20 protein-coding genes are annotated in these 19,229 nt (G+C 70.3%); 13 read left to right on the top strand and 7 right to left on the bottom strand.

Going from position 1 to position 19,229, the window contains the following annotated elements; genetic code table 11:
- Positions 1-82 precede the first annotated feature (82 nt).
- The gene (locus ACZ69M_RS22625; protein WP_351426881.1) at positions 83-601 is read left to right on the top strand and encodes a DUF4245 domain-containing protein; all 519 of its coding nucleotides are present in this window, start codon (positions 83-85) and stop codon (positions 599-601) included.
- Between the two features lie 165 nt (positions 602-766).
- Here ACZ69M_RS22625 and ACZ69M_RS22620 read toward each other — a convergent pair whose 3' ends face one another.
- From ACZ69M_RS22620 to ACZ69M_RS22605, 4 genes are all read right to left on the bottom strand, one after another.
- Entirely contained in the window at positions 767-1,357 is a 591-nt protein-coding gene (locus tag ACZ69M_RS22620; protein ID WP_470052203.1) for a malonic semialdehyde reductase, read from the bottom strand.
- A 337-nt stretch (positions 1,358-1,694) separates the two neighbouring features.
- Positions 1,695-1,952 carry an exodeoxyribonuclease VII small subunit gene (locus tag ACZ69M_RS22615; protein WP_067368332.1) on the bottom strand — a complete coding sequence of 86 codons (258 nt, stop codon included), beginning with the start codon at positions 1,950-1,952 and terminating at the stop codon, positions 1,695-1,697.
- A 9-nt stretch (positions 1,953-1,961) separates the two neighbouring features.
- Entirely contained in the window at positions 1,962-3,170 is a 1,209-nt protein-coding gene (xseA, locus tag ACZ69M_RS22610; RefSeq protein WP_470052201.1) for an exodeoxyribonuclease VII large subunit, read from the bottom strand.
- A gap of 56 nt (positions 3,171-3,226) precedes the next feature.
- Positions 3,227-4,600 carry an APC family permease gene (locus tag ACZ69M_RS22605; protein ID WP_470052199.1) on the bottom strand — a complete coding sequence of 458 codons (1,374 nt, stop codon included), beginning with the start codon at positions 4,598-4,600 and terminating at the stop codon, positions 3,227-3,229.
- A gap of 94 nt (positions 4,601-4,694) precedes the next feature.
- Here ACZ69M_RS22605 and ACZ69M_RS22600 point away from each other — a divergent pair, with 94 nt between their 5' ends.
- Together ACZ69M_RS22600 and ppgK are read left to right on the top strand one after the other, a co-directional pair.
- Positions 4,695-5,720: a 4-hydroxy-3-methylbut-2-enyl diphosphate reductase gene (locus ACZ69M_RS22600; protein WP_470052197.1), complete on the top strand. Its 1,026-nt coding sequence runs from the start codon at positions 4,695-4,697 to the stop codon at positions 5,718-5,720.
- A 29-nt stretch (positions 5,721-5,749) separates the two neighbouring features.
- Positions 5,750-6,496: a polyphosphate--glucose phosphotransferase gene (ppgK, locus tag ACZ69M_RS22595; protein WP_470052195.1), complete on the top strand. Its 747-nt coding sequence runs from the start codon at positions 5,750-5,752 to the stop codon at positions 6,494-6,496.
- 228 nt (positions 6,497-6,724) lie between these two features.
- Here the strand turns inward: ppgK and ACZ69M_RS22590 are convergent, their stop codons facing one another.
- Positions 6,725-7,156 (bottom strand): DUF6542 domain-containing protein, encoded by a 432-nt coding sequence (locus ACZ69M_RS22590; protein ID WP_470052193.1) that lies wholly within the window; start codon positions 7,154-7,156, stop codon positions 6,725-6,727.
- Positions 7,157-7,491: 335 nt separating this feature from the next.
- On the opposite strand from ACZ69M_RS22590, the gene ychF reads away from it, so the two are divergent.
- From ychF to ACZ69M_RS22570, 4 genes are all read left to right on the top strand, one after another.
- A complete protein-coding gene (gene ychF / locus ACZ69M_RS22585; protein ID WP_054228266.1) occupies positions 7,492-8,580 on the top strand; it encodes a redox-regulated ATPase YchF in 1,089 nt (362 codons plus the stop codon).
- A 199-nt stretch (positions 8,581-8,779) separates the two neighbouring features.
- Positions 8,780-9,061 (top strand): type II toxin-antitoxin system Phd/YefM family antitoxin, encoded by a 282-nt coding sequence (locus ACZ69M_RS22580; RefSeq protein WP_470052190.1) that lies wholly within the window; start codon positions 8,780-8,782, stop codon positions 9,059-9,061.
- Entirely contained in the window at positions 9,058-9,312 is a 255-nt protein-coding gene (locus ACZ69M_RS22575; protein ID WP_009321768.1) for a Txe/YoeB family addiction module toxin, read from the top strand. The genes ACZ69M_RS22580 and ACZ69M_RS22575 overlap by 4 nt, the downstream gene beginning before the upstream one ends.
- A 591-nt stretch (positions 9,313-9,903) precedes the next feature.
- Positions 9,904-10,845: a glycoside hydrolase family 11 protein gene (locus ACZ69M_RS22570; protein WP_470052452.1), complete on the top strand. Its 942-nt coding sequence runs from the start codon at positions 9,904-9,906 to the stop codon at positions 10,843-10,845.
- Between the two features lie 109 nt (positions 10,846-10,954).
- Here ACZ69M_RS22570 and ACZ69M_RS22565 read toward each other — a convergent pair whose 3' ends face one another.
- On the bottom strand, positions 10,955-11,536 hold the full coding sequence (locus ACZ69M_RS22565; RefSeq protein ID WP_470052188.1) for a Uma2 family endonuclease: 582 nt from the start codon (positions 11,534-11,536) through the stop codon (positions 10,955-10,957).
- A gap of 148 nt (positions 11,537-11,684) precedes the next feature.
- On the opposite strand from ACZ69M_RS22565, the gene ACZ69M_RS22560 reads away from it, so the two are divergent.
- Positions 11,685-13,862, top strand: a complete 2,178-nt coding sequence (locus ACZ69M_RS22560) for a DEAD/DEAH box helicase (protein ID WP_470052186.1) — start codon at positions 11,685-11,687, stop codon at positions 13,860-13,862.
- Between the two features lie 113 nt (positions 13,863-13,975).
- On the opposite strand, the gene ACZ69M_RS22555 is transcribed toward ACZ69M_RS22560, so the two are convergent.
- Positions 13,976-15,082: a threonine synthase gene (locus ACZ69M_RS22555; protein WP_470052184.1), complete on the bottom strand. Its 1,107-nt coding sequence runs from the start codon at positions 15,080-15,082 to the stop codon at positions 13,976-13,978.
- 229 nt (positions 15,083-15,311) lie between these two features.
- On the opposite strand from ACZ69M_RS22555, the gene ACZ69M_RS22550 reads away from it, so the two are divergent.
- The 5 genes from ACZ69M_RS22550 to ACZ69M_RS22530 all read left to right on the top strand — a co-directional run bounded on the left by ACZ69M_RS22550 (position 15,312) and on the right by ACZ69M_RS22530 (position 19,117).
- Positions 15,312-16,490: a DUF4190 domain-containing protein gene (locus tag ACZ69M_RS22550; RefSeq protein ID WP_470052182.1), complete on the top strand. Its 1,179-nt coding sequence runs from the start codon at positions 15,312-15,314 to the stop codon at positions 16,488-16,490.
- Between the two features lie 147 nt (positions 16,491-16,637).
- Positions 16,638-17,390 carry a GntR family transcriptional regulator gene (locus tag ACZ69M_RS22545; RefSeq protein WP_054228262.1) on the top strand — a complete coding sequence of 251 codons (753 nt, stop codon included), beginning with the start codon at positions 16,638-16,640 and terminating at the stop codon, positions 17,388-17,390.
- Positions 17,391-17,729: 339 nt separating this feature from the next.
- Positions 17,730-17,912, top strand: a complete 183-nt coding sequence (locus tag ACZ69M_RS22540; protein WP_470052179.1) for an SPOR domain-containing protein — start codon at positions 17,730-17,732, stop codon at positions 17,910-17,912.
- Positions 17,913-18,019: 107 nt separating this feature from the next.
- Positions 18,020-18,427, top strand: coding sequence for a (deoxy)nucleoside triphosphate pyrophosphohydrolase (locus tag ACZ69M_RS22535; RefSeq protein ID WP_470052177.1), 408 nt, complete (start codon positions 18,020-18,022; stop codon positions 18,425-18,427).
- A 258-nt stretch (positions 18,428-18,685) separates the two neighbouring features.
- Positions 18,686-19,117: an ATP-binding protein gene (locus ACZ69M_RS22530; protein WP_099920816.1), complete on the top strand. Its 432-nt coding sequence runs from the start codon at positions 18,686-18,688 to the stop codon at positions 19,115-19,117.
- Positions 19,118-19,229: the final 112 nt, after the last annotated feature.

Below are 19,229 nucleotides of genomic sequence, written 5' to 3'. Positions count from 1 at the left end.
GCCCCGACTCTATCGTCAGGCTGACAGAATGAGCAGGGGGCCCCACGGATGAGCAGGCCAGGGCACCTGCGACGATAGGGGCGTGGCAGGTACGAAAGGCAAGCAGAGCGTCCGGGACATGCTTCTCTCCCTGGGTCTGATCGGGCTCATGGCGGGCGTGATCTACATCTTCATCCCGCATGACGACTCCGCGCCTCCTCTCAAGCGCGTCGACTACCGCGTCGAGCTGCTCACGGCGCGCCGCGCGGCGTCGTATCCCGTGGCGGCACCCGTGGGTCTGCCGACGGCGTGGAAGGCGACCTCGGTGCGGTACGACGGCACCGAGTTCGACGCCTGGCACCTGGGCTTCCACGACCCCGACGGTCAGTACGTGGCGATCGAGCAGTCGACTCAGCCCGCGGCCGTCTTCATCGACTCGGCCAGCCAGGGCGCCAAGGAGACGAAGGCCACCCAGCGGATCGGTGACGCGACGTGGCAGCGGTACGAGGGCGACAAGTACGACGCCCTCGTGCTCAAGGCCAAGGGGGCGACCACCGTGGTGACCGGGACGGCGTCGTTCGGGCAGCTGACGAAGATGGCGGAGGCGCTGAAGACGTCGTGACGCTGTGACGACGTGACGACGTGACGACGTGACGACGTGACGACGTGACGACGTGACGCTGTGATGCGTCCGCGTAATACGTCCGTGTGCGTGCATGAGAAGGGCCCCCGGCGCCATTGACGGGGGCCCTTCTCATGCACGTACACGCCGGGGCGTGCGCGGGGCTCAGACGGTCGTGATGACCTGGTCGAACTCCAGGCGCGGGGAGCGCGGGAACCAGGCGTCCTCGCCCGGCTTGCCGATGTTGACGACCATCAGCGGGGTGTGGTCGTCGTCCAGGAACTCCTTCTGGACGCCCGCGAAGTCGAGACCGGTCATCGGGCCGGCGGCGAGGCCGGCGGCGCGGATGCCGATGATGAAGTACGCGGCCTGCAGGGCGGCGTTCAGCGTGGCGGCACCCTCACGGGCCGGGCGCTCGGCGAAGAAGACGTCCTTGGCCTGCGGGAAGTGCGGGAACAGGGTGGGGAGCTCCTCGTGGAACTCGTTGTCCGCGGAGAGGATCGCGACCAGCGGGGCGGTGGCGGTCTTGGGCTGGTTGCCCTCGGCCATGTGCTGCACCAGGCGCTCGCGGGCCTCGGCGGAGCGGACCAGGGTGACGCGCAGCGGCGACTGGTTGAAGGCGGTCGGGCCGTACTTGACCAGGTCGTAGATCGCCTGCACCTGCTCGTCGGTCACCGGCTCGTCGGTGAACGTGTTGGCGGTACGGGCCTCGCGGAACAGCAGGTCCTGGGCGGCGGGGTCAAGAACGAGAGACATCAGAAACCTTCTTGGAATGTGCGGTGGATCCGGGGGGATCGGTTGGCGATGTCAAAGGTACGGGGAGGAGGTTTAAGGTTCAACCAAAAATGGGGTGACGTGATCCGCTTCACAGGGAGTGAGGGGGAACGAGGTCGCTTCCGGGCACCAGGGTTCCGGGGGAACGACGAGGCCGCCGTCACCGAGCGGGGACGGCGGCCGGGTGTCACTGGGCGGGACGGCGGCCAGGCGTCACGGGGCGGGACGGCGGCCGGGTGCCACGGGCGGGACGGCGGCAGGGTGTCACTGGGATGTCGCCGGGTATCACCGGCCGCGGAAGGGAGCGGACGTCATGACGTCACTCGGAGTCGCGGCCCCCGTCCCCGTGCCCGTCTCCGTCCCCGCTCTCCGACTCCTCCTCGGCCAGCGCCGCGTCCAGGCGGGCCCGTGCGCCCTCCAGCCAGCGGCGGCAGACCTTCGCCAGCTCCTCGCCCCGCTCCCAGAGCGCCAGTGACTCCTCGAGCGTCGTGCCGCCCGCCTCCAGTCGGCGTACGACCTCGATCAGCTCGTCCCGCGCCTGCTCGTACCCGAGTGCCTCGTCCACCTTGCTGGTCATGCGCCCACCCTATGCATCGACTCGTACCGTGAATTCACCCTCGGCGACCCGCGCCCGCAGCGCCTCGCCCGCCGCCACCTCGTCCGGATCCCGGACCACATGACCGTCGGCCTTCTGGAGCACCGCATATCCCCGTTGGAGGGTCGCGGCGGGGGAGAGGGCCACCACACGCGCGTGGGTGTGCGTCAGCTCCGAGTCGGCGCGGTCGAGCAGATGCCCGAGCGTGCGCCGCCCGCGGTCCAGCAGCGCGGCGACCTGGTCGGCGCGCTCGTCGACCATCCGATGCGGATCCTCTATCGAGGGCCGGGCCAGCGCGTGCGCGAGCCCGCGCTCCTCCCGGTCGATGAAGGACTGGACGCTCCGCCGCGCCCGGTCCCGCAGGAACCGCACCCGCTCGTACTCCTCCCCGACGTCCGGCACGACTTTCTTGGCCGCGTCCGTCGGCGTGGACGCGCGCAGGTCGGCCACGAAGTCCAGCAACGGGTTGTCGGGCTCGTGCCCGATGGCCGACACGACCGGCGTACGACAGGCCGCGACCGCCCGTACGAGCTGCTCGTCCGAGAACGGCAGCAGATCCTCCACACTGCCGCCGCCGCGCGCCACGATGATCACGTCCACGGCGTCGAGCGCGTCCAGCTCCTTCACGGCCTGCACGACCTGCGGCACCGCGTGCACCCCCTGCACGGGGACGTTGCGCACCTCGAAGCGGACGGCCGGCCAGCGGTGCCGCGCGTTCTCCAGCACGTCCCGCTCGGCCGCGGACGCCCGCCCGCACACCAGCCCGATGAGCTGCGGCAGGAACGGCAGGGCCTTCTTGCGATCGGCCGCGAACAGCCCCTCGCTCGCCAGCGACTTCTTCAACTGCTCGAGTCGCGCGAGGAGTTCACCCACGCCGACCGGCTTGATCTCGGTGGCCCGCAGTGACAGCTGCCCGCGCGGCGCGTACCACTCGGGCTTGGCCAGGACGACGACGCGGGCGCCCTCGCTCACCACGTCCGCCACCGCGTCGAACACCTGCCGGTAGCAGGTGACGCTCACCGAGATGTCGTACGACGGGTCGCGCAGGGTCAGGAAGACGACGCCCGCGCCGGGGCGCCGCGACAGCTGGGTGATCTGTCCCTCGACCCACACCGCGCCGAGCCGGTCGATCCACCCTCCGATGAGCCGCGACACCTCGCCGACGGGCAGCGGGGCGTCCGCGGACGTGTTGAGAGCCATGCGCCCGAGAGTAACGGCCCCCACTGACACACGGCCCGCACCGCAGCAGCCCCCGGCTACCCGCGGACGCGTCCCTGTTGGGCGAGCAGCACCCCCACCCCCAAGGCCAGCCACACCGCACCGACCACCTGAGCGACCCCGGACGCCTCCACGATCACGGCAACGGTGACCGCGGCCCCGACCACGGGGATCAGGACGTGCCGCCACCACACCACGGGCCCGCCCCGACGCCGTACCGCGAACCACCCCACCACGCTCGCGTGCAGCAGCGTGAACGCGGTCAGCGCGCCGATGTCGACCACCGACACCAGACGGTCGAGCCCGTCGTCGCGCCGCGCCGCCCACACCGCCGCGACCAGCGTGATGACCGCGGCGCACAGCAGCGCGGCCCGCGGCACCCCGGAGTCGGTCTTCGACAGCGCCCGCGGCAGCCGCCGGTCGCGGGCCATCGCGAACACCAGCCGTCCCGCCGCGGCCTGCCCGGCGAGCGCGGCGAAGGCGGCGCCGATCGCCTTGCTCGCGGCCACCAGGTTGTGCAGCCAGGGACCGACCGAGGCGTCCACGGCGTCGTAGAAGGCCGATCCCTGCCTGCCGGGGTCGGCGGCGAGCCGCGCGGACGACATCGGCTCCAGCAGGGCCACGAGGTACGTCTGCGCCACGAACAGCACACCCGCGAGCGCCAGGCAGAACAGCACCGCCCTGGCCACCTTCTCCGAATCGCCGGTCACCTCCTCCGCGAACGAGGCGATCGCGTCGAAGCCCAGATACGACAGAACGGCGACCGACACGGCCCCGACGACCGCCGACAGCGCGAACGCCCCCTGTGAGCCGTCGCCGGTCAGCGGGGACAGCAAGCCGCGCTGCGCCCCGTCGCGCGCGAGGACGACGACCGCGGACACGGCGAAGACAAGGAGGACCACGATCTCCATGGCGAGCACCAGGAAGCCCACCCGGGCGGCGGCCCGTACGCCCCAGAGGTTGAGCACCGTCGTGACGACCACCGCGAGCGCGGTCCACTCCCATCGGGAGACCTCCGGGACCAGCGAGTTCATCGCGATCCCCGAGAACAGGTACGCCACCGCAGGGATGAGGACGTAGTCCAGCATCGCCATCCACCCGGCGATGAACCCGGCCTCCTTGCCGAGCCCCACGCGCGCGTAGGCGAACACCGAGCCCGCCTGGGGGACCACCCGCACCATCTGGGCGTAGCTGAACGCGGTGAACGCCATCGCGACCGTGGCGACGACATAGACCAGCGCCACCGCCCCGTGCGACTCGGCGTCGAGGGTCCCGAAGATGCCGACCGGCGCCATGGGGGCGATGAACAGCAGCCCGTAGACGACCAGGTCCCGGAAGCCGAGGCTGCGCCGCAGTCCGTAACCGGCACCGGTCTCGTCGGCCGCTCCGGCGGTGGTCTGCGTGTCGGACATCGTGCCTCCCGAGGGTCGCGTCCCGCCCACCCCGTCCGGCTCCCCCCAGTCTCCCCAAGGAGGCGATCTCTGACGCGCCGGGCGCGGCCTTACGATGGGTGCCATGACTGCTTCGCCTGGCCGCCGTGTCCTGCTCGCCGCCCCCCGTGGCTACTGCGCGGGCGTGGACCGCGCCGTGATCGCCGTCGAGAAGGCCCTTGAGCAGTACGGGGCCCCGATCTATGTCCGCCACGAGATCGTCCACAACAAGTACGTCGTGCAGACCCTGGAGAAGAAGGGCGCGATCTTCGTCGAGCAGACGGCCGAGGTCCCCGAGGGGTCCATCGTCATGTTCTCGGCGCACGGCGTCGCCCCGGTCGTCCACGACGAGGCCGCGGCCGGCAAGCTCGCCACCATCGACGCGACCTGCCCGCTGGTCACCAAGGTCCACAAGGAAGCCGTCCGGTTCGCGAACGAGGACTTCGACATCCTGCTGATCGGCCACGAGGGCCACGAGGAGGTCATCGGCACCTCTGGCGAGGCGCCCGACCACATCACCCTCGTGGACGGTCCCGAGGACGTCGCCAAGGTCGAGGTCCGCGACCCGTCCAAGGTCGTCTGGCTCTCCCAGACCACGCTGTCGGTCGACGAGACGATGGAGACGGTCGACGCGCTGAAGGAGAAGTTCCCGCAGCTCATCTCCCCGCCCAGCGACGACATCTGCTACGCCACGCAGAACCGCCAGCTGGCCGTGAAGCGGATGGGGGAGGAAGCGGACCTGGTCATCGTGGTCGGCTCGCGCAACTCCTCCAACTCCGTGCGTCTCGTCGAGGTCGCCAAGCTCGCGGGGGCGCGGACGGCGTACCTCGTGGACTTCGCCGACGAGATCGAGGAGGGCTGGCTGGAGGGTGTGACGACGGTCGGTGTCACCTCGGGCGCCTCCGTACCGGAGGTCCTGGTCGAGCAGGTCCTGGAGTGGCTCTCCGCCCGTGGCTTCGAGGACGTCGAGATCGTCAAGGCGGCCGAGGAGTCCATCACCTTCTCGCTGCCCAAGGAGCTGCGCCGCGATCTGCGCGCGGAGGCGGCGGCGCTGGTGGAGCAGCGCACGGCTGCCGGTGCTTCCGCCCCCTCCGAGAAGTAACTGTCAGTCGTACGACGTAGCGTAGGGCCATGCAGATCTTCGGCGTGGACATCGGCGGATCCGGGATCAAGGGTGCCCCTGTGGACCTGGACCGCGGCGAACTGACGGAGGAGCGCTACAAAGTGCTCACTCCCCATCCGGCGACCCCGGACGCGGTGGCCGACGGCGTGAAGGAGGTCGTCGGTCACTTCGGCTGGACGGGACCCGTCGGTATCACCTTCCCCGGAGTGGTCACCGGCGGCACCACCATTCGTACGGCTGCCAATGTCGACAAGGCGTGGATCGACACCGACGCGCGTGCTCTGCTGGGCGAGCGGCTGGGCGGCCTCCCGGTGACGGTGCTGAACGACGCGGACGCGGCGGGCGTCGCCGAGATGCAGTTCGGCGCCGGGCGCGACCGTCAGGGCACGGTCCTCCTGCTCACCTTCGGCACGGGCATCGGCAGCGCGCTCTTCGTCGACGGCGAGCTGGTGACGAACACGGAGCTGGGACACCTCGAGCTGAACGGCCACGACGCGGAGAAGCGCGCCTCCACGAAGGCCAAGGAGGACCACGAGCTGACCTGGGAGCAGTGGGCCCACCGGGTGCAGAAGTACCTCGCCCATGTGGAAATGCTCTTCTCGCCCGAGCTCTTCATCATCGGCGGCGGCGTCAGCCGCAAGGCCGACAAGTTCCTGCCCCTGATCGAGGGCATCAAGGCGGAGATCGTCCCGGCGCAGCTGCAGAACAACGCGGGGATCGTGGGGGCGGCGATGCGGGCGGCGAAGTCCGCGTAGGCCCTCCGGGCGGGGCGGGGCGGGGCGGGGCCGGGAGCCCGGCGGCGGTGTGGCCGCGCCGGTCGCCCCGTCGGGTTCATCGCCCCCGGTCGTATCCGTCGGACCCGTTGTGTCCGTCGTCCCCGGTTGTGTCCTCGCCCCCGGTTGTGTCCTCGGGCCCGTCGGGTCCGTCGCCCCCGGTCGTGTCCATCGGGCGGCCCCTCGTGTCTGTCGAGCCCCTCGTGTCCGTCAGGACGGACGGCGGCGCGGGCGGGTCTCCGGGCGGGGCCTCTGGGCCGCCCGGCGCTGGGCGGCCCGGCGGCTCATCAGGTGGATCTTCCGTACGGTGGTGATGACCCCCGCGACCAGCGTCCCCCCGTACAGCCATCCCGCCTGGGTCGCCAGCGCGGTGACGAGCCCCATCAGTTCGCCCTCGATCCCGCCGCCCCCGTCGGCGACGGGCAGCAGCCCGAACGCGAAGGCGATGGGCACGACGACGGGCGCGGTGACGATGTCTCCCCGGCGCACCCACAGCGCGGTCAGCGCGCACACCGGCAGGAACAGCACCCCGTAGACCACCAGCGACGCCCCGAAGAGCAGCTGGTCGAGACAGGCGAGCGCGAACATCGTCGCCCCGCAGAACAGTCCGCCGCCGAGCCCGGTGAGCCGGGGGTTCGGCATCCGCCGTCGCGCCGGAGCGGGCCTGGGCACGGGCGCGGGTCGCCGCGCGGGAGGCGCACTCCTGCGTACACGGTCGGCCGCGGCGCGCCCGGTCTGGGCGGGGAGAGGTGCGCCGCGTCGCGGTCTGTACTGAGGGGGACGCGTCCTGTGTTGCTCCACTGGACCAACTTAGGTCGGTTTATGTGCGGAATAGCCCCTCAGACACGCCGATGGGCCGACCTTGGCCATGCGTTCGATGCGTCGCCGGTAAGGGACCTCGCACCCCGTAGACTGGTGGATCGGCCCGCGCACCTTCGCGGACCTGTCGCCCACCCTCACGTACGGGAAGTCGCAACGTGTCGCTCACGATCGGAATCGTCGGTCTGCCCAATGTCGGCAAGTCGACCCTGTTCAACGCCCTGACCAAGAACGACGTGCTCGCGGCCAACTACCCGTTCGCCACGATCGAGCCCAATGTGGGCGTGGTCGGTGTCCCCGACGCCCGGCTGACCAAGCTGGCCGAGATCTTCGGCTCGCAGCGCGTGCTTCCGGCGACGGTCGACTTCGTCGACATCGCGGGCATCGTGAAGGGCGCCTCGGAGGGCGAGGGCCTGGGCAACAAGTTCCTCGCGAACATCCGTGAGTCGGACGCGATCTGCCAGGTCATCCGTGCCTTCAAGGACGAGAACGTCGTGCACGTCGACGGCAAGGTCTCGCCCAAGGACGACATCGAGACGATCAACACCGAGCTGATCCTCGCGGACCTCCAGACCATCGAGAAGGTCCTGCCGCGCCTCCAGAAGGAGTCGCGCATCAAGAAGGACATCGCTCCCAAGGTCGCGGCGGTCGAGGCGGCGAAGGAGATCCTGGAGAAGGGCGACACGCTCTTCTCGCAGGGCATCGTCCAGGGCTCCGGCAACGAGGAGCTCCTGCACGACCTCCACCTCCTGACCACCAAGCCGTTCCTCTACGTCTTCAACGTGGACGAGGACGAGCTGGTCGACGAGGACTTCAAGGCCGAGCAGCGCACCCTGGTAGCCCCCGCCGAGGCGATCTTCCTCAACGCCAAGCTGGAGGCGGACCTCGCCGAGCTCGACGAGGAGGACGCCATGGAGCTCCTGGAGTCGGTGGGCGCCGAGGAGCCGGGCCTCGCCACCCTCGCCCGCGTCGGCTTCGACACCCTCGGCCTGCAGACCTATCTGACGGCCGGCCCCAAGGAATCCCGCGCCTGGACCATCAAGAAGGGCGACACCGCCCCCGAGGCCGCCGGAGTCATCCACACCGACTTCCAGAAGGGCTTCATCAAGGCGGAGGTCATCTCCTTCGAGGACCTCGTCGACACGGGCTCGGTCGCCGAGGCCCGCGCCAAGGGCAAGGCCCGCATGGAGGGCAAGGACTACGTCATGCAGGACGGCGACGTGGTGGAGTTCCGCTTCAACGTCTGAGAAGGTGAAGTAGCACCACGTAGATGGCCTGGCAAACATGCAGGTCAACTGGGGTCGGCTCCTCCGGGAGTCGACCCCTTGCTGTTTCCCGTTCTGGGATCGTGCTGGATTTCCTGGTGGCCAGTCACCTATTTGGCTCGGCTTGAGGAGACCTTCAGTGGTACGTTATTCGGTACCACTTGAGGTAGGGAGTCAGTTCATGTCGATAACTGCGAGCGAAGCCCGCAAGGCTCTCTTTCCGCTGATCAAGAAGGTCAACGACGATCACGAGGCCATCGAGATCGTCTCCAAGCATGGCAATGCCGTGCTCGTCTCGGCCGAGGACTACGCGGCACTGCGTGAGGGCTCGTACTTGCTGCGCTCGCCTGTAAACGCACGGCGACTGCTCAAGGCGTACGAGAACGCTCTGAGCAACATCAACGTGTCGGAGCGCGAGCTGATCGATCCGGATGTGGCTGATCCTGCTGCGGGTGCCGTGTGAGGCTTGTCTTTGAGGACCAGGGCTGGGAGGACTACACGTCCTGGCTCAAGAACGACCGCAAGATGCTCGCTCGGATCAACAAGCTCATCGAGGACGTCAAGCGCGATCCCTTCACCGGGATCGGCAAACCCGAGCCGCTCAAGTACCACTTGCCCGGGGCGTGGTCGAGGCGGATCGACGACGAGCACCGCCTTGTCTATCTGGTCACGGACAAGGAGATCGTGATCCTCGCGGCCCGCTATCACTACTGACCGCTGGGTCGTCCGTGCTGAAGTGCCCCGGGCAAGCGGGGCTGAGTTCCGTCGAGGCCAGCCCCGTAACCGATCCGGTGGCCTCACATCGGAGTGAACAACCCCTTCCAAACTGGGCGAGTCGCAGAGCCTGAGCCACGCGCGAATCACAATGATCGGGAAAAACTTCGAAACATTCGCGCGAAATAATTCGAGGGTGGATCTTGGTCTCTCGTCCCTTTCTCGATGACTCTCGCCATGAATCGTTTGAGAGAGCCCGTGAGCTGCGTCATCTCGCCGGATTCCATGGGTAAGTGGACGGCGAACATTTCGTAGCCGATAACGAAACTATTGACAGTTGGCAGGGGCAGGCCAACACTTTTCGTCGTTGGCAGGGCTCAACACTGTCGATGCGGGCCGCCACCGTGGCCGTGTCGCGCGACGGCGAGCACGGCCGCCGTCGTCACATGCTCAGCGACAGATCGCCCAGGCGCGCGTCACGCTGCCCGGTCTCCATCGGCCTCCCGAGGACGAGGAGGAAGCACCCACATGAACGACGCACCCGCACGCCCGACGAACCGCAACCGCGACCGCAACCGCAACCGCTTCAGGATGTTCGCCGGCAGTGCCTGCACCCTGCTGCTGGTCGTTCTGGCGGCGATGACCCTGCCCGGCACCGCGAGTGCCGACACGGTCGTCACCACGAACCAGACCGGCACCAACAACGGCTACTACTACTCGTTCTGGACCGACACCCAGGGGTCGGTCTCGATGAACCTCGGCTCCGGCGGCAACTACGGCACCTCATGGAGCAACACCGGCAACTTCGTCGCCGGCAAGGGCTGGAGCACCGGCGGTCGCCGGAGCGTGACGTACTCGGGCACCTTCAACCCGTCCGGCAACGGCTATCTGTCGCTGTACGGATGGACGTCGAACCCGCTCGTCGAGTACTACATCGTCGACAACTGGGGCACCTACCGGCCCACGGGAACGTACATGGGCACCGTCACCAGTGACGGCGGCACGTACGACATCTACAAGACCACGCGGTACAACGCCCCCTCCGTGGAAGGCACGCGCACCTTCGATCAGTACTGGAGCGTCCGGCAGACGAAGCGGACCGGCGGCACCATCACCACCGGCAACCACTTCGACGCCTGGGCCCGCGCCGGAATGCCCCTGGGCAGCTTCAACTACTACATGATCCTCGCCACCGAGGGTTACCAGAGCAGCGGGAACTCCAACATCACGGTGGGCGACGCGGGTTCGGGCGGTGGTGGCGGCAGCAGCGGCTGCACCGCGACCCTGTCGGCCGGTCAGCAGTGGGGGGACCGGTACAACCTCAACGTCTCGGTGAGCGGCTCCAGCAACTGGACCGTGACGATGAACGTGCCGTCCCCGGCGAAGGTCCTCTCCACCTGGAACATCGCCGCCTCCTACCCGAGCAGCCAGGTGCTGAGCGCCAGGCCCAACGGCAGCGGCAACAACTGGGGCGTCACCATCCAGCCGAACGGCAACTGGACCTGGCCCACGGTCTCCTGCACCGCGACCTGACCGGCCGATCGCAGCACGCTCGGCGGCTCATGAGTGAACAGGTCGGAAGGGGCTGGACTCCATGGAACCCGACCCCTTCTGTGTTCCCGTGTCGACTCGGTGCCGACTGCTATGCGTGCCGGGGCGGGGTGAGCTTGTCGAGGTCCAGGCTGATCTCGAAGGGGACGGGGCGTTCCAGGGTGCCCCGGAAGATACCGGCGGGTGCGTAGGAGCGGGTCGGCTCGTCGAGTTCGTAGACGTGAACGACGGGTGCCCCTTCCTCGTCCTCGATGCACCAGTAGTGCGGGATGCCTGCTTCCGCGTACTTGCGGAGCTTGACCGTGCGGTCCCGGTGCGCGGACTCGGGCGAGACGACCTCGACGACGAGCCGTACCTCGTCCGGCGTGAACCAGGTGCGGTCTCCGTCGTACTCGGCCGTCGTCAGCAGCAGGTCCGGTTCGGGCCGGTTGCGCCCGTCGAGCTTTATGGTTATCTCGCGGCCGACCCTGACATCGACGGGCGCCTGCTCCATGAGGGCGACGGTGAGCATGGTGACGAGGTGGCCGTGCCACCACCGTTCGGGCGACATCATGAAGACGAGGGCGCCGTCGATCAGCTCGGTATGGCGGGGTGCCTCGGGGAGGCGGTCGAGGTCCTCCGCGAACCAGCCTTCCGCGCGGGGCGGGCGCATCCAGTCGGGCAGTGCGGTCATGGTTCGACCGTAGCGATTCGACGCCGCCCGAGCCACGAGACCGTCAACGAGGTGATCGGCCTTCCTGTCCGATGACCTGGGGGCTTGCCTCCGGCGGCGTGCCCGGAGCCGGGTCGGGCTGTCGGTGGGGGGCAGTAGTGTCGGGCCGGTGGGGAAACGTGAGCGGGGTCTGCTCGCCGAGGGCGTCGGACTGCACGAGGCCGCGCGGGGTGTGCTCGCCGATCACGCCCGCGCGCTCGAAGCGGTGCGCGCGGCGCTGGCACCGATCCACGCCGAACTCGTCGGCAAGGAGCTGGAGTCCATCCCCGTCTCCCGGCTGAAGGACGTCACCGAGGGGCGGCTGCGGCTCGGGGCGCTGGAGACGGCCGGGTTCGCGTCGGTGCGGGCGGTGTACGAGGCGGGGCGGTACGAGCTGCGCCGACTGCCGGGGGTGGGCGCGCAGACCGCCGACCGCGCCCTCGCGGCGGCCCGGCAGCTCGCGAGAGCGGTGGAGGAGACCGTCTCCGTACGGATGGACGTCGACCGGCCCGAGCCCCGCACGACCGCCCTGGTGATCGCGTTGCGCACCCTCGTCGAGGCCGGTCCCGAGCTGCGCCGGGCCGTGGACGCGGCGACGCGGCTCGACGAGCGGCTCGGGGCGCTGCTGCCCGCGGCCCGGCCCGCCGGCGGACGGCTGGGGATGGCGCTCGCGGGGCGGGAGCGGCGACGCAGCGCGCTCGACGCGATCGCCGGACTGCGCGAGCTGACCGCCGACGCCGGCGCCCGTGACGTACGCCTGCTGCTCGCGCAGGCCTCGACCGACCTGCTGCGGACGCCCGCCTCCGAGATCGAGGCGTGGGTCGACTTCGAGTTGCGCTCCGCGGAGTACTACAGCCGGCTCGCCGACGTCTGCGAGCACCGTTCGGACGTGGCGGCCGCCGAGGGCTTCCTGCCGTCGGAGGTCGCCGAGCGGGTGCACGCCCAGACGCTGGACGACACCCGGCGCCGGGTCTCGCTGCGCGGCTACCAGGACTTCGGCGCCCGGTTCGCGCTCGCCCAGCGCCGGGTCGTCCTCGGCGACGAGATGGGGCTCGGCAAGACCGTGCAGGCCATCGCCGTACTCGCGCATCTCGCGGCGGACGGGCACAGCCACTTCCTGGTCGTCTGCCCGGCGAGCGTACTGATCAACTGGACGCGCGAGATCGGCGCGCGCAGCACACTGCGGGCCCTGCCGGTGCACGGCGCGGAGCGGCTGGACGCCTACGAGGAGTGGCGGGAGCGCGGAGGCGTCGCGATCACCACGTACGACATGCTGCACCGCCTGCCCGCCCCGGACGGTGAAAGCGCGAAGCCGGGGATGGTGGTCGTCGACGAGGCGCACTACGTGAAGAATCCGGACACCCGCCGCTCCAGGGCGGTCGCGGCCTGGACGGGGCACTGCGAGCGCGTCCTGTTCCTCACCGGGACGCCCATGGAGAACCGGGTCGAGGAGTTCCGCACCCTCGTCCGCTACCTCCAGCCGGCCCTCCTCCCCGCGATACGGCACACCACCGCGGCCGCCGGCCCGCACGCCTTCCGCAAGTCCGTCGCCCCCGCCTATCTGCGCCGCAACCAGCGCGACGTCCTCACCGAACTGCCCGCGCTGGTGGAGGTCGACGAGTGGGAGGAGTTCAGCGCCGCGGACCGGGAGGCGTATGTCAAAGCGGTCGCGGACGGGAACTTCATGTCGATGCGCCGGGCCGCGTACGCCGACGCGGAGAAGTCCGCGAAGCTGGGGCGACTGCGCGAACTGGTGGCCGAAGCGGCGGAGAACGGCCTGAAGGTGGTGGTGTTCTCCTACTTCCGCGAGGTGCTGGCGCTGGTCGGACAAGCCTTGGGAGAGGGCGTGTTCGGGCCAATCTCCGGTGCCGTGCCCGCCGCGCGCCGGCAGCGTCTCGTCGACGACTTCACGGCCGCTCCCGGCCACGCGGTCCTCCTCTGTCAGATCGAGGCCGCCGGCATCGGCCTCAACCTTCAGGCCGCCTCCGTGATCGTCCTGTGCGAACCGCAGGTCAAGCCCACGATGGAACACCAGGCCGTGGCCCGCGCCCACCGTATGGGCCAGGTCCGCCCCGTCCAGGTGCACCGCCTCCTCGCCACCGACAGCGTCGACCAGCGCCTGCTGCACATCCTCAAGAACAAGACCCGCCTCTTCGACGCCTACGCCCGCCGCAGCGACACCGCCGAACAGAGCCCGGACGCGGTCGACATCTCCGACAGCACTCTCGCCCGCCGCATCGTGGAGGAGGAGCAACTACGCCTGGCGGGCGCCGTGGGGCCGGGGCAGGGCGGTGCGCGGGAGCCGTGAGGGACACGTCGTTCGACGAGCGAGCGCCGCCCGGGGCGTCGGCGCCCCGCCTACCCCCGGGCCGGCCCCGCCTACCCCCGGGCCGGCCCCGCCTACCCCCGGGCCGGCCCCGCCTACCCCTGGGCCGGCCCCGTCTTCACGCCCGCCCCGCACAACGGCACCACCGCCGTACGTCCCCCGAGCACCCCCTCCCGTACGGCCGCCCAGCACGCCACTCCCGTCGACTCGACGTACAGGCCCCGCGACGCCAAGTCCCGCTGGGCGTGGCGGATCTGGTCCTCCGTCACCGTGAGGAACGTGCCACCGGAGTCGCGCACGGCGCGCAGGATCTGGCGGGCCCTGGGTGGGCGCGGGATGGCGATGCCCTCGGCGAAGGTGGGGGCCGAAGGGGTGACTCCGACCAGGTCGTCCGCGCCCTCGGCCCAGGCGTGCGCGAGCGGCGCCACCGCGGCGGACTGGACGGCGTACAGCGCGGGCCGCCGGTCGATGAGCCCCGCCCCGTGCAGCTCGGCGACGGCGAGGGCGGCGCCGAGGAGCAGCGTGCCGTTGCCGACGGGGACGACGACGACATCGGGCAGGCGCCCGCCCAGGTCCTCCCAGAGCTCGTGTACGTACGTCTTCGTACCGTGCAGGAAGTACGGGTTGAAGACGTGCGAGGCGTAGAAGGTGCCCGGGAGGTCCGCGGCCTCGCGCGCCGCCCGCGCCGTCGCCTCCCGGTCCCCGTCCACGACGTGCACCCGCGCCCCGTGCGCCTCGATCTGCTCCAGCTTCTTCGGCGGCGTGCCCTCGGGGACGTACACCGTGCAGGGCAGGGCGGCCCGCGCGCAGTACGCGGCGATCGCCGTCCCCGCGTTTCCGCTGCTGTCCGCGATCACCTGCCGCGGCCCCAGCCGCAGTGCCAGCTCGGCCAGCAGGACGGCGCCGCGGTCCTTGAAGGACAGGGTCGGCATCAGGAAGTCCAGCTTGGCCGAGATGCTCCCGCGCAGCTCCACCAGCGGGGTGCGGCCCTCGCCCAGGCTGACCGTGGGCGCGGCCAGCGGCAGGCACTCCGTGTACCGCCACAGTGAGTTCACCCGCCCGGTCAGGGAGGTGAGGGGCGCGGGGGTCGGTGCGAAGTCCAGGTCGAGCGGCCCGCGGCAGACCGGGCAGCACCAGTCGAGCGAGCCGGCGGGGACGCGCGTACCGTCCGCCGGGCAGAAGCGATCCGGCAAAGGTGTCATGTGCGCAGGCTATGCGGGCGCCTCGACGTCCTCGGGGAACGGCTCCGGGTCCGTGCCCCACCCCGCCGCCGCATTCCGTCCCCGCCCGCGCCCCCGCCCCGGCCACACCGCCCTGCCGTGCCGCGCTTACGATGCGCCCAACTGTGCGTCGGACACATGCCCGTCGCACGTCGGTTCCGTACCGGTTCTCCGTACGGCCGAGCCCGTCCGGACTAGGAGCAGAGCACTCGTGGCCATACCCCCGCCACCCGGGCCCGAGCGGCCCGAAGGCCCGTACCCGCCCCCCGTTCAGGGGTCGTATCAGGAGCCGTACCAGGGCTGGGGTCAGGGCTACTCCCCGTACAACCGTCCCGCGCCCGTCAACGGGCTCGCGATCGTCGCGCTCGTGTTCGGCATCCTCTGCTTCCTGCCCGCCGTCGGGCTGGTCCTCGGGATCGTCGCGCTCGCGCAGATCAGGAAGCGGGGTGAGCGGGGCAAGGGGCTGGCGGTGGGCGGCATGGTGATGTCCTCGCTCGGTGTCGCGCTGCTCGTCCTGACCGTCGCCACCGGCGGCGCGAGCGACTTCTGGGACGGCTTCAAGGGCGGGATGAACGACTCGGCGCGCACGGGCACGGCCTTCTCGCTCAAGAAGGGGGACTGCTTCGACGAGCCGGGCCACTCGTCGAAGAGCGTGACCGTCCACGTCGACAAGGTGCCGTGCGCCGGGAGCCACCACGCCGAGGTGATCGCGAACTTCGCCATGAGCGGCACGGGTTACCCCGGCCGCGGCAGTCTGCGCGACGTCGCCGACACCAAGTGCCGCACGTTCGAGCGCGCGTACACGATGGACGCCTGGGCCGTCCCGGACGACGTCCGGCTCTACCACTTCATCCCGACCCGCGACAGCTGGAACCTCGGCCGTCACTCGATCATCTGCATGCTCGAGAACGGGGACAGCAAGAGCACCCTGACGGGTTCGCTGCGCAGGGACGGCTTCACCCTGAACGCGGACCAGTTCGCGTATCTGCAGGCCGTGGACAGGCTCGACGAGGCTCTGCGCGCGGCGCCCGCCGCGCAGTACGTCGACGACGACCTGCGGGGTTACAAGGAGTGGGCGGCCGGCGTGTCCGCCGCGCTCGACGACGAGGCCCATCTGCTGCGCGGACACGGCTGGTTCCCCGCCGCCGAGAAGCCCGTCGCCACCCTCGCCGACGACGCCGAGGCCGCGCGGAAGGAGTGGACGAAGGCGGCGGCCGCCACGGACGCGGACACCTTCGCCGCCCCCTACAAGAAGGGCCTGAAGCTCATCGACCCGAGGAGGACGGTCACCGCACGCAAGGTTCTGGGCCTCACCGCCACCCCGCCGTCGAGCGACGGGGGCGGGGGCGGCGGGGGCAACGGGGGAAGCGGTCGCGGTCTGGAGGTGTGACGCGGGCTACAGCGGGGAGAAAGTGCCTGGGTAAAGCCCACGGCGGGGATAGGTAATCACATCGAGTGATTCTCTGGCCTTCGCTTGCATGGCACAACCCACGGTTGCCAGGCTGTAGCTGTCTGTACAACCTGATGGGAGCGGCCAGTGACTTTCGGTGAGCAGCCGGCGTATCTGCGTGTCGCGGGTGATCTCCGCAAGAAGATCGTCGACGGTTCGCTGCCACCGCACACCCGCCTCCCCTCCCAGGCCAGGATCCGCGAGGAGTACGGCGTCTCGGACACGGTCGCCCTGGAAGCGCGCAAAGTGCTGATGGCCGAAGGCCTGGTCGAGGGCCGCTCCGGCTCGGGGACGTATGTGCGGGAGCGGCCGGTGCCGCGCCGGGTGGCCCGCTCCGGGTACCGCCCGGACAGTGGAGCGACCCCCTTCCGCCAGGAGCAGGCCGACCTGGCCGTGCGCGGCACCTGGGAGTCGCACAGTGAGCAGGCCGAGGCGAGCGGCGCGATCGCCGAGCGCCTCTCGATCCGGCCCGGTGACCGCGTGATGTGCACGAACTACGTCTTCCGGGACGCCGGCGAGGCGATGATGCTCTCCACCTCCTGGGAGCCGCTCGCCGTCACGGGCCGCACCCCGGTGATGCTCCCCGAAGAGGGCCCGCTCGGGGGCATGGGTGTCGTCGAGCGGATGGCGGCCATCGACGTGATCGTGGACAACGTCACGGAGGAAGTGGGCGCCCGTCCCGGCCTCGCGGAGGAACTCCTCGCGCTCGGCGGTGTCCCCGGGCACGTGGTCGTCGTCATCCAGCGGACGTACTTCGCCTCGGGCCGTCCGGTGGAGACGGCCGACGTCGTCGTACCGGCGGACCGGTATCGCATCGCGTACCACCTGCCGGTGAAGTAGACGCAGGACTTCACGGGCGGTCGGCGTCCGCGGGACGGGGACCCCTCGTTCCCGGGCGATCCGACCGCCAAGTGCCCCGCGCGCGACGCCGGTTGCAATCTGGCCTTTCTCAAATGCCCTGCCCCGGGCGGAGTTCGCGCTGCCTGACGGGCGCACGGAGGGCGCGCGACGGCGCGTTCGTACCCGTGCGCCCCCTCCGTCTTGGCTGGTTGCGTACCTCTTTGTGTAAAGGCGTATTCGCTGCGTGAAGGTTAGGCGTAGGCTCGGGCATATGCGGATTGCGGTTTCGTTAGGGTGCGGGGCACGGCGCGGGCCGGGGGCGGGAAGTGGAGGGGCTCGATGAACGACAGCACGATCACTCTTCCCTGGCTCGTCATACGGCAGGACGACAACGGCAATCGCTACCGCGTCGGCAGGTACGCGACCCGGGCCGAGGCCCAGAAGATCGCGGACAGCCTCGACGACCGCGGCCACAAGCAGCTCTACTGGGTCGAGCGGATCGCGCAGAACGGATCCAGGTGACGGTGTGACGGTCCCGGTCCCGGCCTCTGCCGTGGCCCCGGCCCTGGTCTCGGCTTCGGTCCGACGTCCCGTCCGTGTCCGGTGCGCCCTGCCGTAGGCTCCGGCGCATGGACGAAACGATCGTGGTGGTGGGCGGCGCCCTGCTGCACGACGGACGCCTCCTCGCCGCGCGCCGCAGCGCACCCCCCGAACTGGCCGGACGCTGGGAGCTGCCCGGCGGCAAGGTGGAACCGGGCGAGGCCCCCGAAGCCGCCCTCGTACGCGAACTGCGCGAGGAACTCGGCGTCACCGCGGAGTCCGTCGAGCGCGTCCCGGGGGAGTGGCCCCTGCGGACGCCGTACGTCCTGCATGTGTGGACCGCGCGGCTGCTCCCGGGCTCGGCCGACCCCACGCCCCTCGAGGATCACGACGACCTGCGCTGGCTGAGTCCGGACGAGCTCTGGGACGTGGACTGGCTGGACCAGGACGTCCCCGCCGTGAAGGCGGTGCTGCGGAGCTGGGACGACAGGCCCTAGGGCCCCGCCTGGACGCCGGCAGGCCGCAGCGCCGGGTGCCGTGCACCGGCTCCTCTCTTTGGGGGACACCGGTGACGTGCGAGGTGCGGGCGCGGGCGCCGGTGCGCGGCGCTGCGTGTACGGCTTTCGGGAGCGGGACAGCGCGAGCCGTGTCCGCGGCTCGAAGTCCCGTACGCCGTTCGTGCCACAGTGCGCCCACATCTGCGGTAAAGCGTCCCGGATATCGGGTATGTGCCCATTAACCCCACGAAACCGGACATGGGTGGGTTCTTGGCCTGGGAAGTGATCGGCGTGATCGACACCGAAGGCGACTGTGCCGAGTGGAGCTTTCCCGCGGAGCCCGGTGCCGTCCGTACCGCCCGTGCCGTCGTCCGGGGCCAGCTGCGCACCTGGGGGCTGGATTCCCTCGGTGATGTGACCGCGTTGCTGGTCAGTGAGCTGGTGACCAACTCGCTGCGGCACGCCGCAGGGCCCATCGGTGTCCGTCTGGTCAGACCCGGGGGACTGCCGGGTGCTCTTCTCGTGGAGGTCTCCGACCCGTTGCCCGACCCACCCCGTGAGCGGTCCGCCGACGCGGACGACGAGAGCGGTCGAGGGCTGCAACTGGTGGCGGGGTCGTCGCGGCGTTGGGGTACCCGGCCCGGGGACACTGGAAAGACGGTCTGGTTCGAGCTGGGGGTGCCCGGCTGAGGGTGCCGGCGGTGCCGGTCGAGGGTGCGGACGGTGCCCGGTCGAGGGTGCGGACGATGCCCGGCTGAGGGTGCGTCGGCTGTCGTGCTGAGGGTGCGTCGGGCGGAGGGTG

The organism is Streptomyces sp. NPDC107454 (assembly GCF_055582885.1).
Note: the sequence above shows the minus strand (reverse complement) of the source record. Positions and strands in the feature narration are given on the sequence as shown.

Bases quoted from the DNA above. Each gene is read 5' to 3' on its own strand.
- ACZ69M_RS22620 (WP_470052203.1), bottom strand. From the start codon at position 1,357: ATGTCTCTCGTTCTTGACCCCGCCGCCCAGGACCTGCTGTTCCGCGAG.
- ACZ69M_RS22615 (WP_067368332.1), bottom strand. From the start codon at position 1,952: ATGACCAGCAAGGTGGACGAGGCACTCGGGTACGAGCAGGCGCGGGAC.
- xseA (WP_470052201.1), bottom strand. From the start codon at position 3,170: ATGGCTCTCAACACGTCCGCGGACGCCCCGCTGCCCGTCGGCGAGGTG.
- ACZ69M_RS22605 (WP_470052199.1), bottom strand. From the start codon at position 4,600: ATGTCCGACACGCAGACCACCGCCGGAGCGGCCGACGAGACCGGTGCC.
- ACZ69M_RS22600 (WP_470052197.1), top strand. From the start codon at position 4,695: ATGGGTGCCATGACTGCTTCGCCTGGCCGCCGTGTCCTGCTCGCCGCC.
- ppgK (WP_470052195.1), top strand. From the start codon at position 5,750: ATGCAGATCTTCGGCGTGGACATCGGCGGATCCGGGATCAAGGGTGCC.
- ACZ69M_RS22590 (WP_470052193.1), bottom strand. From the start codon at position 7,156: ATGCCGAACCCCCGGCTCACCGGGCTCGGCGGCGGACTGTTCTGCGGG.
- ACZ69M_RS22580 (WP_470052190.1), top strand. From the start codon at position 8,780: ATGTCGATAACTGCGAGCGAAGCCCGCAAGGCTCTCTTTCCGCTGATC.
- ACZ69M_RS22570 (WP_470052452.1), top strand. From the start codon at position 9,904: ATGTTCGCCGGCAGTGCCTGCACCCTGCTGCTGGTCGTTCTGGCGGCG.
- ACZ69M_RS22565 (WP_470052188.1), bottom strand. From the start codon at position 11,536: ATGACCGCACTGCCCGACTGGATGCGCCCGCCCCGCGCGGAAGGCTGG.
- ACZ69M_RS22555 (WP_470052184.1), bottom strand. From the start codon at position 15,082: ATGACACCTTTGCCGGATCGCTTCTGCCCGGCGGACGGTACGCGCGTC.
- ACZ69M_RS22540 (WP_470052179.1), top strand. From the start codon at position 17,730: ATGAACGACAGCACGATCACTCTTCCCTGGCTCGTCATACGGCAGGAC.
- ACZ69M_RS22535 (WP_470052177.1), top strand. From the start codon at position 18,020: ATGGACGAAACGATCGTGGTGGTGGGCGGCGCCCTGCTGCACGACGGA.
- ACZ69M_RS22530 (WP_099920816.1), top strand. From the start codon at position 18,686: ATGGGTGGGTTCTTGGCCTGGGAAGTGATCGGCGTGATCGACACCGAA.